Below are 16651 nucleotides of genomic sequence, written 5' to 3'. Positions count from 1 at the left end.
CGCGCATTGGCGCGGACCGATTCGGAGAGCATGCGCACGCCCGATTTCAGCTTGGGCGAGACAATGTCCATCATCGCCTGCATGATCGAGGGCACGCCCGCCATCACGATGACATTGCCGATCTTGAAGCCGGGGGCGAGGATGGTCGCGCTCTGGATCAACTCGGCACCATCAGGAATCCGGGCCATGCGCAGGCGGGCCTCGTTGAGGTCCTGCTCGCTCCAGCGCTCGCGGAAACGGGCGACCACCTCCGGGTGATGGTCGATGCCGACGCCGAACGCCTTGGCGACGCTGTCGGCGGTGATGTCGTCATGGGTCGGCCCGATGCCACCTGTGGTGAAGACATAGGTGTAGCGATGCCGCAATGCATCCAACGCGGCAATGATGTCGGGCTCGTCGTCGGAGACGACCCGGACCTCCTTCAGGTCGATGCCGATATTGGTCAGGTATTCGGCGATGAAGCCGATGTTCTTGTCCTTAGTCCGGCCGGACAGGATTTCGTCCCCAATGACCAGAATACCCGCCGTGACGATCTCGCTCATACCTCAAGTCCCTCACCTATCGGCGCGACTTTGCCGAGGTAACGCGTTGAAGTCACGCGGTTTTGCTGCCGAAATAAGCAGTCCTCAGCCATTTTTTCAGGCAAGCCGCCGGCCATCCCCGGCAAATGTCCTCTCCCCATGCTTATCGCGCTGGCCCGGCCCTTGCTACCGCATGAAAGTCATGCACTCTTGCCGCATGGCCAGGACGTTGCGGTCTTCACCAAGGCCTGGCGGCCTGTCGAATGGCGCAACGCCTTGCGGAGACAAGTCGGGATCTATGGCAGTCGCGTTTGATGAAATGAACATTCCCGGTGGGGACCTTCGCCCCGCCTATCAGGAGCTGGCGCGCTGGCTCAAGGAGACGCCTCCCGAGGCGCTCGAATATCGGCGCCAGGAGGCCGAGCTCCTCTTCCGCCGCATCGGCATTACCTTCGCGGTCTACGGGGACTCCGAATCCACGGAGCGCCTGATCCCCTTCGACGTGATCCCGCGGATCATGTCCGGCAAGGAATGGTCGCTGCTGGAGAAGGGCCTGAAGCAGCGCGTGCGCGCGCTCAACATGTTCCTGCGCGACATCTATCACGGCCGCGATATCCTGCGCGCCGAGATCGTGCCCGCCGATCTGATCTTCCAGAACCCGGTGTTCCGTCCTGAGATGAATGGCCAGCAGGTGCCGCACGACGTCTACGTGCACATCGCCGGCATCGATATCATCAGGGTCGATGCCGAGGACTTCATCGTGCTGGAGGACAATGCGCGCACGCCTTCGGGCGTGTCCTACATGCTGGAAAACCGCGAGATCATGATGCGGCTGTTTCCGGATCTGTTCGCCCGTCACAGGGTGGCGCCGGTCGAACGCTATCCGGACGAGCTGCTGTCCGCCTTGCGCTCGGTGGCGCCGCAAAGCGCCTCCGGCGAGCCGACCGTCGCGCTCCTCACGCCGGGCGTCTACAACTCGGCCTATTACGAGCACTCCTTCCTCGCCGACAAGCTCGGCATCGAACTCGTCGAGGGCCGCGACCTCATCGTCAAGAACAACGAAGTGTTCATGCGCACGACGGAAGGGGTGAAGCGTGTTGACGTGATCTACCGCCGCGTCGACGACGACTACCTCGACCCCCTCACATTCCGCCCCGACTCGGCGCTCGGCGTGCCCGGGCTGATGTCGGCCTACGCGGCCGGCAACATCACGCTCGCCAACGCCGTCGGCACCGGCATCGCCGACGACAAGGCGATCTACTCCTACATGCCGGAGATCGTGAAATTCTATCTCGGCGAGGAGCCGATTCTGAAGAACGTGCAGACCTGGCGCTGCCGCGAGCCGAAGGATCTCGCCTATGTGCTGGACAATTTGAACGAACTCGTCGTGAAGGAGGTGCACGGCTCCGGCGGCTACGGCATGCTGATCGGACCTGCCGCGACCAAGGCGACGATTGAAGCCTTCCGCGAAAAGCTCAAGCGCGAGCCCGAAGGCTTCATCGCGCAGCCGACGCTGGCGCTCTCGACCTGCCCGACCTGCACGGCATCCGGCCTTGCGCCGCGCCACGTGGACCTGCGACCGTTCGTGCTCACCGGCAGCAAGAGCACCACGATCGTGCCCGGCGGGTTGACACGCGTTGCCCTGAAGGAAGGCTCCCTGGTGGTGAATTCGAGCCAGGGCGGCGGCACCAAAGATACCTGGATCCTGGACGAGTAGAGAGATGCTGTCGCGTACCGCCGAAAACCTCTATTGGCTCGCCCGTTACGTCGAACGGGCCGAGTATCTCGCGCGCACCATCGATGCGACGCTGCGCGTCACCGCGCTTCCCGCCGCCTATATCGGCAAGACCAACGAATGGGACTCGGCGCTTTTGACCGCCGGCGTCGCCGCGAGCTTCTATCAGCAGTATGAAGAAGCCAACGAGCACAACGTCGTCGACTATCTCTCGTTCTCCGCGGACAATCCGTCCTCGATCAGGAACTGCATCGAGGCGGCGCGGCTGAATTCGCGCTCGGTTCGCACAGCGCTGACGAGCGAGATGTGGGACACCATCAACTCGGCCTGGATCGAACTGCAGGAGGTCTGGAGCAGAGGGACCTCCACGCGCGAGGATCTCGCAAAGTTCCTGCGCTTCGTGCAGGAGACCTCGCTGCGTTTCGACGGCTCGGCCTACCGGACCATGTTGCGCAACGACGCGTACTGGTTTTCGCGGATGGGCCTGCATCTCGAACGCGCCGACAACACCGCACGTATTCTCGACGTGAAATACCATGTGCTGCTGCCCGAGGAGGAGCACGTCGGTGGCCCTCTCGATTTCTACCAGTGGACCTCGATCCTGCGCTCGGTTTCGGCGCTGACGGCCTACCACTGGGTCTATCGCGAGACGCTGAAACCCTGGCTAATCGCGGACCTCCTGATCCTCAACGACACGCTGCCGCGTTCACTGGCGAGCTGCTACGGCAACCTCGTGCGCAATCTCGATCAGATCGGGGTCGCCTATGGCCGCCAGGGCCCGGCCCAGCGCCATGCCCGCGGCATCCGCAACCGGCTGGAACACAGCAATATGAACGACATTTTCCAGCATGGCGTGCATGAATTCATTCAGGAATTCATCTCGGACAATTCCAGGCTGGGCGAAATCATCACGAAGCAGTATTTGATCTGACCTTCTGTCATTCCGGGACGGTCCGTAGGACCAGACCCGGAATCTCGAGATTCCGGGTTCGATGCTGACGCATCGCCCCGGAATGACCATTTAGAAATCACGGTCCACCATGCGCCTGCGAATCCTGCACACCACGACCTATCGCTACGAGCCGCAGGCTACGAGCGTGATCCAGATCCTGCGCATGACGCCGGGCAGCCATGACGGGCAATATGTGGCGGAGTGGCAGATCGACGTGTCGACCGACACCAAGCTCGACACCCACGAGGACGCGTTCGGCAACGTCACCCATGTGCTGTCCTGCGGACCCGTCGGCGACATCAAGATCACCGCCGAGGGCCTGATCGAGACCCACGACACCGGCGGCGTTCTTCGCGGCGCCGACGAGCGCTTTCCGGCCGGCATGTTCTTGCGCGCCACCGACCTCACCGCGGTCAATCCGGCGATGAATGCGGTCGCGCGCCAGCTGCGCAGCGAGGCCGAGAGCGACATGCTCGGCTTCCTGCACACGCTGATGACGCAAATCAGCGATCACATGACGTTCGACGAGGACCCCACCAACAGCGGCACGTCGGCGGCGGAAGCGTTCACGCTCAAGCGCGGCGTCTGCCAGGACTACGCGCACATCTTCATCGCCTGCGCGCGCAGCGGGGGCGTGCCGGCGCGCTTTGTCTCCGGCCACTTCCTGCGCTCAGACGGCACGGTGCATCAGGACGCGGGCCATGCCTGGGCGGAGGCCTATGTCGACGGTCTCGGCTGGGTCGGCTTCGACCCCGCCAACAGCATCTGCGCCACCGACGCCCATGTCCGCGTCGCGATCGGGCTGGATTATCTCGGCGCAGCGCCCGTGCGCGGCACCCGCTATGGCGGCGGCGCGGAGACGCTGTCGGTGGCGGTCAAGGTCGAGCAGGCCGGCCGCGGCGGCCAGTCGCAATCGCAGTCCCAGCGGCAGAGCTGAGCCGCGCCGCGCGCGCCCCTCACCCACAGTCGGTTTCCACCCTGCCGCCCCGCGGCAATCGGGGGTTGGAGCGGCCCTTGAAATTGGCTAGTAATTCCGCGCAAACGCGTTCGGGGACTGGAAATGACCTATTGTTGCGGAATTCTGGTTCGGGACGGTCTGGTGATGATCGCCGACACCCGCACCAATGCGGGCCTCGACAACGTCTCGACCTTCCGCAAGCTCCACATCTTCTCCAAGCCCGGCGACCGCATCATGGCGATCGCCAGCGCCGGCAACCTCGCCGTCAGCCAGTCGGTGCTCTCGACGCTGACCGAGGGCCTCGAAGACCCCAACACGGGTGAGATCGAGACCCTGATGAACGCGCCGACCATGTTCCAGGCCGCCCAGCGCATTGGCCGGGCGATCCGGGCCGTGCACGCGACCGAGGGCCCGGCGCTGAGATCCGAGGACGTGTCGTTCGACGTCTCCTTCCTGTTCGGCGGCCAGATTAGCGGCGCGCGCATGCGCCTGTTCATGGTCTACACCGCCGGCAATTTCATCGAATGCACCACCGACACACCCTATCTGCAGATCGGCGAGCACAAATACGGCAAGCCGGTGCTCGACCGCGCCATGCATTACGACGTCGAGCTCTACGAGGCACTGAAGACCGGGCTGATCTCGATGGATTCGACCATGCGCTCGAATCTCGGCGTCGGCCTGCCGATCGACGTACTGGTCGTGCGCGCCGACGCCTGCGAGGCCGATCTCAACCACCGCATCGAGGCGGGGGAGCCCTATTTCCACGATTTGCGCTCGCGCTGGTCGGCGGCCTTGCGCGCCGCACATCAGAACATTCCGCGGCCGCCCTACAAGAACGAAAAAGACTCCAAAACCTGACAGATCAAGAGAAAAGGCAGGAAACGATGAGTGAAGCGAAAAAGATCGCGGTGGTGACGGGCGCCGGCACCGGAGTCGGGCGCGCGGCGTCACTGGCGCTGATGAACACCGGCTTCACCGTGGTGCTGGTCGGGCGCCGGCCCGACATGCTCGAGGAGACGGCCAAGCTCGGTCCTGCGGGAAAAAGCCTCTGCGTCACCGCCGACATGACCAAGCCGGACTCGATCGCCGCGCTGTTCGACAAGGTGAAGGCCACCTATGGCCGGCTCGACGTGCTCTTCAACAATGCCGGCATGGGCGCACCGCCGGTGAATTTCGAGGATCTCAGCCTCGAGCAGTGGCAGGCGGTAGTGAACACCAACCTCACAGGCCCGTTCCTGTGCACCCAGCACGCCTTCCGCATCATGAAGGACCAGAGCCCGCGCGGCGGCCGCATCATCAACAACGGCTCGATCTCGGCGCATGCGCCGCGGCCGTTCTCGGCGGCCTATACTTCGACCAAGCACGCCATCACCGGCCTCACCAAGGCGTCCAACCTCGACGGCCGCATGTACGACATCGCAGTCGGCCAGGTTGACATCGGCAATGCCGCGACTCCCATGACCGATCGCATGGTCAACGGTCCCGGCGTGCTGCAGCCCGACGGCACGTCGAAGCAGGAGCCGCGCATGGACGCGAAAGCGGTCGGCGATGCCGTCGCCTACATGGCCGGCCTGCCGCTCGATGCCAACGTGCTGACCATGACCGTCATGGCAACCAAGATGCCGTTCGTCGGGCGGGGTTGAACGCCGCTCTCGTGCCCCGGACGCAGCGCGGCATGCAATGACGCGCTGCTGAGCCGGGGCCCACGCATCCGCGACCTCGTTCTTGGCGTTCTGGGTCCCGGCTCAGCAGCGCGTCACTTCGTGCCGCACCGCGTCCGGGACACGAGGCCTTCCCCTACTCCAAACTCTCCACCTGCCGCAGGCTCGGAAACAGCTTCATCCACAACAGCGCCACCGCGACCGTGCAGACGCCGCCCAGCACGGCAGCTGGCATGGCGCCGAACAGTGCGGCGGCAACCCCGCTCTCGAACTGGCCGAGCTGGTTCGAGGCGTTGATGAAGAGGAAGTTCACCGCACCGACCCGGCCGCGCATCTCGTCGGGGGTCGCGAGCTGCACGAGCGAGAAGCGGATCACGACGCTGATCGTATCGGCCGCGCCGAGAACGGCGAGCGCGAGCACCGACAGCCACATCCAGGACGACAGTGCGAACACGATCGTTGCGACGCCGAACACGATCACGGCCTGAAACATGCGCAGGCCCACATGCCGCGAAATGGCGTGTCGGGCCAGCACCATGGTCATCAGCAGCGCGCCGACCGCGGGCGCGGCGCGCAGGATCCCGAGCCCCATCGGACCGGTCTGGAGGATATCTCGGGCATAGATCGGCAACAGCGCGGTGACGCCGCCGAACAGCACCGCGAACAGATCGAGCGAGATGGTGCCGAGGATCGCCGGATTGCTGCGGATGAAGCGGACGCCGGCGAAGATATCGTCGGCTCCCGCCATATCCTTGGCGATCGCCTGCGGGCGCGGCCGGATGAAGCCGGTCAGGATCATCCCGAAGATCCAGAACAGCACCATCACCGCGTAGGCGAGATGCGGCGCAACCGCGTAGGCAAAACCGCCGAGCGCCGGCCCTGTAATGGTCGCGACCTGCGCCGCACCGCTGGAGACGGCGGTGGCGCGCTGGAGCGAGCCCTGCGGCGCGATCGCCGGCAGCAGCGCGGCAGTGGTCGGACTTTCGAAGGCTCCGGCAATGCCGAGCACGAAGGTTGCCACGAAAATCTGAAGTTCGCTGACCAAGCCGAGATAGGTGATGACGCCGAGATAGAGCGCGGTCGCGGCTTCCACGAGCTGGCAGAGCTGGACCACGCGCTTGCGCTCGTAGCGGTCGGCGGCATGGCCGGCGACGAACACCAGCAGCGCGGTGGGCAGGAATTGCACGAGGCCGACCATGCCGAGATCGAAGGCCGAGCCCGTGAGATCGTAAATCTGCCAGCCGATCGCGACCGCCGCGATCTGGCTGGAGAAACGCGACAAGCTGCGCGAGAGCAGAAAGAACAGGAAGGCGCGATGGGAGAGGAGCGCGCGGGCGCTGACCGGCGGGTTTCCCGATATTGGCTGGCTTGGCATCGCCTCTTCGGTCACGTTCGGACTATCCGGCTCCTGATGGCGACGTGCTCCGGGTGGCTGACGCGGACCTGCTTGTCAACAGCGGGACGCTCCGACAATTTTCCGGCATTGCGTTTGCAATGCAGGGGTGGCCATAATCATCGGGGTTTGGGGACATCATGCTGCGGCTGCAATCGGCACTCGGCATTTTCGCATTGCTGTTGATCGCCTTGGTCCTGAGCGAGAATCGCCGCGCGGCCTCGCTGCGCCAGGCGGCGATCGGCCTCATCGCTACCTTCGTCACCGCGATCGTTCTCCTGAAGGTGCCCGTCGTCGCGCGCGCCTTCGGTACCATCAACGACGCCGTGGGCGCGATCTCGGCGGCCTCGCGCGCCGGCTCCTCCTTCGTGTTCGGCTATGTCGGCGGCGGTCCCCTGCCCTTCGACCTGAAAGCACCGGGTGCCGATTTCGTCCTGGCGTTCCAGGCGCTGCCGATCGTGCTGGTCATGAGCGTGCTGACGACGCTCTTGTTCTATTGGCGCGTGCTGCCGCCGGTGGTGCGCGGCATGGCCTGGCTGCTCGAGCGGACGCTCGGCGTCGGCGGCGCGGTCGGGCTCTCGACCGCCGCCAACATCTTTCTCGGCATGGTCGAGGCGCCGCTGTTCGTGCGACCTTATCTCGCGCAGATGACCCGCAGCGAGTTATTCCTTGTAATGACCGGCGGCATGGCCGGCATCGCCGGCACGGTGCTGGTGCTGTATGCGACGCTCCTTGCTCCCCTCATTCCCGATGCAGCCGCGCATTTCGTCATCGCCTCGGTGCTGGGTGCGCCGGCCGCGATCCTGGTCAGCCTGATCATGGTGCCCGAGACATCCGACAAGCGCACCGGCGGCGCACTGGAAGATCCCGACATGGAAGTCTCCGGCACGATGGATGCGATCGTGAAAGGGACCGGCGCGGGGATCGAGCTGCTGATCAACATCGTCGCCATGCTGCTGGTGCTGGTGGCGCTGGTCTACCTCGTCAATGCGATCCTCGGCCTGCTGCCGGATATCGGCGGCGCCGCGATCTCGTTGCAGCGCCTGCTCGGCCTCGTGATGGCGCCGGTGTGCTGGCTGATGGGATTGCCGTGGGACCAGGCGATCACCGCCGGTAGCCTGATGGGCACGAAAACCGTGCTGAACGAGCTGATCGCCTATGTCGACTTCTCGAAGCTGCCGCCCGGCACGTTCGATCCGCGCTCGCGCCTGATCATGCTGTATGCGATGTGCGGCTTCGCCAATTTCGCCAGCCTCGGCATCATGATCGGCGGTCTCGGCGTGATGGCGCCGGAACGGCGCGAGGAAATCAACGCGCTCGGGCTGAAGTCGATCGTGTCGGGGACGCTGACGACGTGTCTGATGGGGGCGGTGGTGGGCGTGCTGACGTAGTAACGATCTCGTAGTCCGGATGGAGCGCAGCGCAATCCGGGAAAGCCTATCGGTCGCAAGCAGCGGCCCCGGATTTCGCTTCGCTCCATCCGGGCTACAAGAGACCCGATTCACATCGGCAGATGTCTAAACCAAAGCCGCAGCCACGGTGCGAAATGCCATGACCGCACGATCAATATCCGCATCATCGATATGGCGATGGGTCACACAACGCAAGCGATGCTTGCCCCAAGGCCTCGCCCGCAGGCCCGCCTTTTCGAGAGCCCCCGACCACACGGCGCTGTCGCGCCCGGAGAGAGAGACATCAACCTGCACGATGTTCGTCTGCGGGATTGTCGCGCTGATGTTTGGATGCATCGCGTTCAACGCATCACTCAGGGCTCGCGCACGCCGGTGATCCTCCGCCAGACGCGGCCCCATGACCTGAACCGCCTCCAGGCCGGCCGCGGCGAGGACGCCGATCTGGCGCTGCGTGCCTCCGAGCATGCGGCGAAACCTGCGACTGCTGTCGATCACCGCGCGCGGCCCGGCGAGCACGGCACCGGCGGGTGCGCTCAGGCCCTTCGACAGACACAGAGACACCGTGTCGCAATGTCTCGCAACCTCGGCCGGCGTCGTTTCAAGGGCGACGGCGGCGTTGAACAGCCGCGCGCCGTCGAGATGCACCGGCACACCGCGGGCTGAGGCCATGGCGTGCACGGCCTGCATATGATCCAGCGGCAATACGGCGCCGCTCGCGTTGTTGTGCGAGGTTTCCATTGCGACAAGAGCGGTCCCGAGCTTGAGCCCTTCGCCCTGCAGGGCGTCCTCCAACAAATTCAGGTCCATAGCTCCGGCGGTGCCGGCTATTGCAAGATAGAACTGCCCGGTAAACGTCGCCGCCCCTCGTTCCGAGGTGTACATATGGGCATTCGATTCCAGCACGATCTGTTCGCTGCGCTGCGACTGCGCCAGCGTCGCCAGCAGATTGGCCATGGTGCAGCTCGGCACAAACAGGCCGGCGTCCTTGCCCAACGCCGCAGCTGTGACGGCCTCCAGCTCTTGCACCGTCGGGTCACCGTCCAGCCCGTCATCGCCGAGCGGCGCAGAGGCCATGCGGCCATACATCGCCTCGGTCGGCTTGGTGACAGTATCGCTGCGCAGGTCGATGGGTGGCAACCCGGCGCCCGCCGGACTCGTGTCGTGTTGATGTGCCATTGCGAGACCTCTAGAGCGCTTGTCGCGTCATTCGTAGACTGCCGGGTCGCCGGAATCCGTCGGGTTGGCCAGCGCCCGCTTCAGGGCGGCGCTCATCGGAAATTTCAGGTTGAGGCCATGCGGCGGGATCGGTGAATTGAAATATTTGTCGTAGAGCGCCTCAACCTGCCCGCTCTTCATCAGATCGATCACGGCATCGTCGACCATCTTCTTGAAAGCAGGGTCATCCTTGGGTTGGACGATACCATAGGGCGCCGTCTCGAGACTCTTGCTACCGATCAGGAAGTCATCCGGCGTTCTGGACGATGCGACCGTGGCATAGGCGAGACCGTCATCGTTGGCGGTGCCGGCCACACGGCCCGTCGACACCAACAAGAAGGTCTCGGCGGTGTCCTTGGCTGGCACCACCGTGATGCCGAGATTGTCCCTGGCGTTGATCAGCGTAATCACCTTGAAAGTCTGGCCGCCGGCTTGGGCGGCGATGGCCTTGCCGCGAAACGAAGCCGGCTCGTTGACATCGACCCCCCCATCCTTGCGCGCGACGAGGACAACCTGCGCAACGAAGGTGGTGGGAGCAAAGGCAACGAGTTTATGCCGCTCGACATTGTTGGTCGTGTTGCCGCATTCGAGATCGATCGTCCCGTTGGCGAGCAGCTGAATCCGTGTCGCCGAGGTTATGGGGTTATAGCGAATCTCGAGCTTCGGGAGCTTGAGGGCCGTCTTGATCGCCTGCACCACCTGTTCACAGATTTCCACGGTGTAACCGATCGGCTTCTGGTTACCGTCGAGATAGGCGAAGGGCACCGAGGTCTCGGGGTACCCCAATGTGATCGAGCCGCTCTCACGGATCTTGTCGAGCCTGCTCGCACCCTGGGCCATGGCCTCGCTGGAAAGAAGAACACCAGCGACGGTCGCCGCGGCCAGTGCCTTGATCATTGTCGCTTTCATATGTCCCCTCTTGTCGCGAATGTCGGTGACGCCCTCCACGGCGGGTGAGCAACCACAGGACAGCTCCGTACGAACGGCTTCATGCTCTGGACTATCGTCGAAAAGCCCGATCTGATGAAATTCCAGTTTCATACTCTCCTATACGGATTTGATATGGCCACCAGACGCATGGGCCTGAAGCATGTGGAGGCTTTTCGGGCGGTCTTCGTGACGGGATCGATGACGCAGGCGGCTCAGCGCATGCATACCTCGCAACCCCAGATCAGCCGCTTGATCGGACAGCTGGAAGCGATCACACAATTCCCGCTGTTCGACCGCAGTGGCGGCCGCCTCCGCCCGACGGTGGACGGATCGCGCTTTTTCCAGGAGGTCGAGAAGACTTTCATCGCCTTGGCAGGACTGGAGGCCAGCGCAGCCAGCATCCGCTCGTTCGGTATGGGTCGGTTAAGCGTTGCGGCGATGCCGCGCCTGGCCGGCGGCCTGCTGACGCGCATCGCGGCACGCTTCAAGGTGGACTATCCGCATGTGATGATCTCGATCCGATCCGGCACGGCGAGCGCCGTGCACGACTGGGTCAGTTCCGGGCTTTGCGACACCGGATTGGCGATGCTCTACGGCGAGGTTGCCGGGGTGCATGTCGAGCCGGTGCTCAAGACCCGTTGCGTCGCGATCATGCCGAAGGCGCATCGTCTTGCGCAGAAGAAGACGTTGCGTCCCGCCGATTTCGCCGACGAGGCCTTCATTTCCTTCGCCACGGGGAGCCCACTATACGATCGCATCGATACGATCTTCGCGCAGGCGGGCGTCGCGCGCCGCATTGTTGCGGAGACCGATCTGGGCGCGTCGGTCTGTGCCCTGGTCGCGGCGGGCCTCGGCATCAGCATTATCAACCCGATTGCCGCGCATGACGAAAGCTCTGGCGCGGCTCTGGTCACGCGCCCCTTCAACCCGGCTGTCCCCGTTACGATCGCATTGCTCTATCCGCCTTATGCCGCGCGCGCCCGGTTGATTGATGCCTTCAGCGAATATGCTCGCAAGGTCATGAGCGCGGAATTGGGCTATCTCGAGCGGTAGTGGGTCGATCCGGCGTGAAGCTTGTGTGAGGCTGGTGCCGTCGCAGCTCCGATAGAGCGCAGCGCAATCCGGACAATCCTTCCATGTTAATCTCTTCAGGAGATTCGGGTGGAATTGATTCATGAGCAACAGCGCAGGCCAGCGGGCATTTCAAAATGCCCGGCTTCAGAAACGGCAAAAAGCCGAGGTGACGCCGTTGCTCGCGCGCGCCCTCCAGCTGCACAAAGCGGGACTTCTCCGCGAGGCCAAGGCGGCCTATCGCGAACTCCTGGAGCTCGCGCCCAACCAATTCATCGCGCTTCATTTGCTGGGCGTCTTGGAGTCTGAAGCCAAAAACTATCAGCAAGCGCAAGTTCTGCTGAGCCGAGCGGTTGCCGTGGATCCGCGATCTGCCGAAGCTCATATGAGCCTGGGCGTCGCGCTCAACGGGCTCAAACGTCACAATGAGGCCCGCGAGAGCTATCGAAAGGCCCTCGCCTTCCGACCCAACTACGCCTTAGCCCTGTCCAATCTCGGGAACGCGAGCGCGGCCCTTGAACTTTACCAGGAAGCGCTCGAGAGCTACGACAAGGCGCTCGCAATCGACGGAAAACTTTCCGAAGCCCATAACGGCCGGGGTTGGGCGCTCTGCCGTCTGCGCGCCTATGACGAGGCTATCGCAAGCTTAAACCGCGCGCTATCGATCAAGCCTGACTATGCCTCGGCGCTGTCGACCCGCGCCGTTGCATTGCGGGAACTTCAGCGATTTGACGAAGCCATGGCGGATTGCAATCGAGCAATCGCCCTGGCACCCGATGACGCGAATGGGTGGCTCCGGCGGGCCAGCATCCTGCTCCTGACCCGGCAAGTTGCTGAAGCATTGGCCGATTGCGAGATGGCTCTCGCGACCGATCCCGGCTTCTCTCAGGCCCACAGCCTGCTCGGCCAATGTCTCGCGGCACTTGGCCGGGTTGACGAAGCCCTCGCCAGTTTCGACAGAGCTCTCGACATCGAGCCTGATCAGAGCACGATCTCCAGCAAGATATTCACCCTCGATTTTGTGGCCGACGCCAGCGTTGCGCAGCATCAGCAAGCGCGACATGTATGGTGGGAGCAGATCGGTGCGAAGATCGCCTCAGCAGCGGCGGGACCGCATGATAACAGCCGCGATCCGGATCGCCGTCTGGTGCTGGGTTATGTCTCGTCGGATTTTCACGCACATTCGGCGGCGTTCGTTTTCAAGCCGGTCTTGCAGCACCATGATCGGGCACAGTTCGAGATCGTGTGCTACGCGTGTTCAGCGAAAGCGGATGCGACGACCCGCGAATTTCAGGGGATCGCCGATCGCTGGCGCGACGCCTCGCAATGGTCCGACGATCGTCTCGCCGCTCAGATCCGCGCCGATGGCGTCGATATCCTGATCGATCTGTCCGGCCATACCAGCGGAAACCGCCTCGGTGTGTTTGCGCGCAAGCCCGCACCTGTTCAGGCGCATGGCTGGGGCCACGGTACCGGCACCGGGCTGCCGACGATCGATTATCTATTCTCAGACCCGGTCGCGATTCCTGTCGCGGTTCGGCATCTGTTTGCGGAGACCATCGTTGACCTGCCGTGCTTTGTGACGCTGGCGCCGCTGCCGGCGGGGATTGCGCGGGCGCCGACGCCGGCGATTGCGAACGGCTTCGTCACGTTCGGTGTCTTCAACCGCATCAGCAAGATTTCGAACGAGGCAGTGGAAGTCTGGTCCAGGATTCTCGAGCGGGTGCCGGGTTCGCGACTGCTGATCAAGGATACCGCGCTGGACGCTCAGCTGGTCCGCGACAACCTGCTGGCGCGGTTTGCCGCTTGCCGATTGCCGGCCGAACGCGTCGATCTGCTCGGAGCCACGTCGCGCGACGAACATCTGGCAACGTTCAATCGGGTCGATATTGGTCTCGACCCATTCCCGCAGAATGGCGGCGTCAGCACTTGGGAAGCCTTGCAGATGGGCGTGCCGGTGGTGGCGAAGCTCGGTCATAGCCTGCCGAGCCGTGCTGCCGCCTCCATCCTTGCCGCGCTGGGCCTGCCGGACTGGGTCGCGGATAGCGATGAGGCGTATGTCGAAATCGCAGCGAGCCGTGGGTCGCAGATCGGCGAGCTCGATAAGTTGCGCGGCGAACTGCCCGGACAAATCAAGGCTGCCGCCGCCGGCAACCCCGTCTCATACGCGCAAGCGGTGGACGATGCCTATCGCGCGATGTGGAAACGCTATTGCAACGACGGCGGCTGATCTGCGCGTCGCCTACGCCTTCAACTCCACCGTCCTGAACTCCGCCGGCAGGATCACCTCCAGCAGTTCGACGTCGTCCGAATAGTCGAGGATCATGTGCTTGATCTTCGGCGGCTGGGTCCAGGCGCTGCCTTCTTTCATCAGCGTCTCGCCCTCTCCGTCCATATAGGTCTTCACCCAGCCCTTGAGCACGTAGACCATCTGGAATTCGACGTCGTGGAAGTGCAGCTTCGACACCTCGTCCGGATTGCAGGGGCCTTGCAGCCGGATCACGTGCGCTTGCGCGAGGCCGTGGCTCGCGGCGGCGATGCCGAGATCGCGATACTTCGCGTAGGTGCGCAGGCCGTCGGCCTTGAAATCTTCCTCGCGGTGATGGCTGATCGCGATGCGCTGCTTGGGCCGCGCGGTTTTCTTGACGGATGACTTGGCCGTTGTCGTGGGGGCTTTTGCCTTCACCGCCTTGCGCGCCGTGGATCGTGCTGCGGGTTTGGCCCCGCTTTGCTTCTTCACCGCCGCCTGCGATGCGCTACGCGATTTTGCTTTCTTGGCCATGAGCGGCCTCCCCTGTTGTTATGGGGAGAGGCTAGCACAGAAGCGAAATCGTGGGGTGGGTCAGCGCGAACGTAACCCACCTCTTCTTTCCGCAACCGTTGAAGCATGGTGGGTTACGCTGACGCTAACCCACCCCACAGCTCCGCCTTCAATGCAGCCGGAACACGCCGTCCACCGCGCGCAGCTCGGCCGGCTTGATCAGCTTGGAATGCGCGACGGTGACCGAGAATAGCGGCCCGTCGAGCTTCTTCTGCCAGAACGCCAGGAAATCCGTCAGCGCGGGAAATTTCGGAAACATGTCGTAGTTCTGCCAGACATAGGTCTGGAGCAGCGAGCGATGATCCGGCATCCGGTAGAGAATTTCGGCCGTCGTCAGCCCGTAACCCAGCACCTGTTTCCGGAAGTCGTCGGAAACAACCCCAACTCGCGAGACCATGCCAACCTCCTTTGCAGGAGCGCATATTCAAGGGATGGCTTTCCGGTACGCGCCCTACGAGCCACCCGGCGGAGATGCGCTCACATGAGTGAAATGTGACGCAAACTGACAATCCATCTCAAGCCCAAAAGTTTAACAAGCTGTTGAAATTCAATGCGTTAGCAGCAGATGCGGCTCCGTGCTAATACGGGCGCCGGCGCGATTAACGATGGGAAGAGATTTTGGCAGGCGGCGCTTCCGAGTGCTATTTTTCTGCTACAAGCCCTTGCTCCCGCCAAAATCCTGCCTTATCTCAGCTGTGCCTGTGCTAGCACTCGCGGGCGCAGACTGCTAACAACCCCAAATTCCCAACTCGTGCAAAAGCTTAGGAGAACTGCATGAAATTCCGTCCGCTTCACGACCGCGTCGTGGTCAAGCGCATCGACGCAGAAGAGAAGACCGCTGGCGGCATCATCATTCCCGACACGGCCAAGGAAAAGCCCTCGCAGGGCGAGATCGTCGCCGTGGGCCCGGGTGGCCGCGACGAAGCAGGCAAGCTGATCCCGATCGACCTGAAGGTCGGCGACCGCGTGCTGTTCGGCAAGTGGTCCGGCACTGAGGTCAAGATCGACAACATCGATCTGCTGATCATGAAGGAAAGCGACATCATGGGCGTCCTCGACGTCCCCGCTTCCAAGAAGAAGGCGGCCTAAGAGCCCCTCTCTTATCCAGCTAAACACCTAAGGAAAAAATCCAGATGGCAGCAAAAGAAGTTAAATTCTCCGTTGATGCGCGCGACAAGATGCTCCGCGGCGTCGACATTCTCGCCAATGCGGTGAAGGTCACGCTCGGTCCGAAGGGCCGCAACGTCGTGCTCGACAAGTCGTTCGGCGCTCCCCGCATCACCAAGGACGGCGTCACCGTCGCCAAGGAGATCGAGCTCGAGGACAAGTTCGAGAACATGGGCGCGCAGATGGTGCGCGAAGTCGCTTCGAAGTCCGCTGACGCGGCCGGCGACGGCACCACCACCGCCACTGTGCTGGCCCAGGCGATCGTGCGCGAAGGCGCCAAGTCGGTTGCCGCCGGCATGAACCCGATGGACCTGAAGCGCGGTATCGACCTCGCGGTCGAAGCCGTCGTTGCGGACCTCGTCAAGAACTCCAAGAAGGTTACCTCGAACGACGAGATCGCCCAGGTCGGCACCATCTCGGCCAACGGTGACGCGGAGATCGGCAAGTTCCTCGCCGACGCCATGAAGAAGGTCGGCAACGAGGGTGTCATCACCGTCGAGGAAGCCAAGTCGCTCGAGACCGAGCTCGACGTCGTCGAGGGCATGCAGTTCGACCGCGGCTACATCTCGCCCTACTTCGTCACCAACGCCGACAAGATGCGCGTTGAGATGGACGACGCCTACATCCTCATCAACGAGAAGAAGCTCTCCTCGCTGAACGAGCTGCTGCCGCTGCTCGAGGCCGTGGTGCAGACCGGTAAGCCGCTGGTCATCGTCGCCGAGGACGTCGAAGGCGAAGCGCTTGCGACCCTGGTCGTGAACCGTCTCCGTGGCGGCCTCAAGGTTGCGGCCGTCAAGGCTCCGGGCTTCGGC

General features: G+C 63.3%; 16 protein-coding genes. 10 read left to right on the top strand and 6 right to left on the bottom strand.

Going from position 1 to position 16651, the window contains the following annotated elements:
• On the bottom strand, positions 1-542 hold a 542-nt coding region (locus FXB41_RS39840), incomplete at its 3' end, for a competence/damage-inducible protein A (protein ID WP_219685648.1).
• 277 nt (positions 543-819) lie between these two features.
• On the opposite strand from FXB41_RS39840, the gene FXB41_RS39835 reads away from it, so the two are divergent.
• The 5 genes from FXB41_RS39835 (at position 820) to FXB41_RS39815 (ending at position 5812) form a co-directional block, all read left to right on the top strand.
• Positions 820-2238: a circularly permuted type 2 ATP-grasp protein gene (locus FXB41_RS39835; protein WP_007602500.1), complete on the top strand. Its 1419-nt coding sequence runs from the start codon at positions 820-822 to the stop codon at positions 2236-2238.
• Positions 2239-2242: 4 nt separating this feature from the next.
• On the top strand, positions 2243-3187 hold the full coding sequence (locus FXB41_RS39830) for an alpha-E domain-containing protein (protein ID WP_007602499.1): 945 nt from the start codon (positions 2243-2245) through the stop codon (positions 3185-3187).
• A gap of 109 nt (positions 3188-3296) precedes the next feature.
• Positions 3297-4145, top strand: coding sequence for a transglutaminase family protein (locus FXB41_RS39825; RefSeq protein ID WP_219685647.1), 849 nt, complete (start codon positions 3297-3299; stop codon positions 4143-4145).
• 123 nt (positions 4146-4268) lie between these two features.
• Positions 4269-5027 carry a proteasome-type protease gene (locus FXB41_RS39820; RefSeq protein ID WP_219685646.1) on the top strand — a complete coding sequence of 253 codons (759 nt, stop codon included), beginning with the start codon at positions 4269-4271 and terminating at the stop codon, positions 5025-5027.
• A 26-nt stretch (positions 5028-5053) separates the two neighbouring features.
• Positions 5054-5812 (top strand): SDR family oxidoreductase, encoded by a 759-nt coding sequence (locus FXB41_RS39815; protein ID WP_007602492.1) that lies wholly within the window; start codon positions 5054-5056, stop codon positions 5810-5812.
• 154 nt (positions 5813-5966) lie between these two features.
• Here the strand turns inward: FXB41_RS39815 and FXB41_RS39810 are convergent, their stop codons facing one another.
• Positions 5967-7205 (bottom strand): MFS transporter, encoded by a 1239-nt coding sequence (locus tag FXB41_RS39810; protein ID WP_219685650.1) that lies wholly within the window; start codon positions 7203-7205, stop codon positions 5967-5969.
• A gap of 158 nt (positions 7206-7363) precedes the next feature.
• On the opposite strand from FXB41_RS39810, the gene FXB41_RS39805 reads away from it, so the two are divergent.
• On the top strand, positions 7364-8614 hold the full coding sequence (locus tag FXB41_RS39805) for a NupC/NupG family nucleoside CNT transporter (RefSeq protein ID WP_007602488.1): 1251 nt from the start codon (positions 7364-7366) through the stop codon (positions 8612-8614).
• Between the two features lie 126 nt (positions 8615-8740).
• Here FXB41_RS39805 and FXB41_RS39800 read toward each other — a convergent pair whose 3' ends face one another.
• Together FXB41_RS39800 and FXB41_RS39795 are read right to left on the bottom strand one after the other, a co-directional pair.
• Positions 8741-9811 (bottom strand): threonine aldolase family protein, encoded by a 1071-nt coding sequence (locus tag FXB41_RS39800; protein ID WP_007602486.1) that lies wholly within the window; start codon positions 9809-9811, stop codon positions 8741-8743.
• 27 nt (positions 9812-9838) lie between these two features.
• Complete coding sequence (locus FXB41_RS39795; protein WP_219685645.1) at positions 9839-10759, bottom strand: amino acid ABC transporter substrate-binding protein; 921 nt, start codon at positions 10757-10759, stop codon at positions 9839-9841.
• Positions 10760-10873: 114 nt separating this feature from the next.
• Between FXB41_RS39795 and FXB41_RS39790 the strand changes: the two genes are divergently transcribed.
• Positions 10874-11833 carry a LysR substrate-binding domain-containing protein gene (locus FXB41_RS39790; RefSeq protein WP_246649619.1) on the top strand — a complete coding sequence of 320 codons (960 nt, stop codon included), beginning with the start codon at positions 10874-10876 and terminating at the stop codon, positions 11831-11833.
• 121 nt (positions 11834-11954) lie between these two features.
• Positions 11955-14081: an O-linked N-acetylglucosamine transferase, SPINDLY family protein gene (locus FXB41_RS39785; RefSeq protein ID WP_219685644.1), complete on the top strand. Its 2127-nt coding sequence runs from the start codon at positions 11955-11957 to the stop codon at positions 14079-14081.
• Positions 14082-14093: 12 nt separating this feature from the next.
• Here FXB41_RS39785 and FXB41_RS39780 read toward each other — a convergent pair whose 3' ends face one another.
• Entirely contained in the window at positions 14094-14633 is a 540-nt protein-coding gene (locus FXB41_RS39780) for a cupin domain-containing protein (protein ID WP_007602478.1), read from the bottom strand.
• Positions 14634-14781: 148 nt separating this feature from the next.
• A complete protein-coding gene (locus tag FXB41_RS39775; protein ID WP_007602477.1) occupies positions 14782-15069 on the bottom strand; it encodes an usg protein in 288 nt (95 codons plus the stop codon).
• Between the two features lie 377 nt (positions 15070-15446).
• Between FXB41_RS39775 and FXB41_RS39770 the strand changes: the two genes are divergently transcribed.
• Together FXB41_RS39770 and groEL are read left to right on the top strand one after the other, a co-directional pair.
• Positions 15447-15761, top strand: a complete 315-nt coding sequence (locus FXB41_RS39770) for a co-chaperone GroES (protein WP_007602476.1) — start codon at positions 15447-15449, stop codon at positions 15759-15761.
• Positions 15762-15805: 44 nt separating this feature from the next.
• A partial coding sequence (gene groEL, locus FXB41_RS39765) for a chaperonin GroEL (RefSeq protein WP_219685643.1) occupies positions 15806-16651 on the top strand: 846 nt, incomplete at its 3' end.

This window comes from Bradyrhizobium canariense, assembly GCF_019402665.1.
In the GTDB taxonomy this organism is placed as follows: Bacteria; Pseudomonadota; Alphaproteobacteria; order Rhizobiales; family Xanthobacteraceae; genus Bradyrhizobium; species Bradyrhizobium canariense.
The sequence above is the reverse complement of the archived record's forward strand: the minus strand, read 5'-3'. Positions and strand labels throughout refer to the sequence as shown.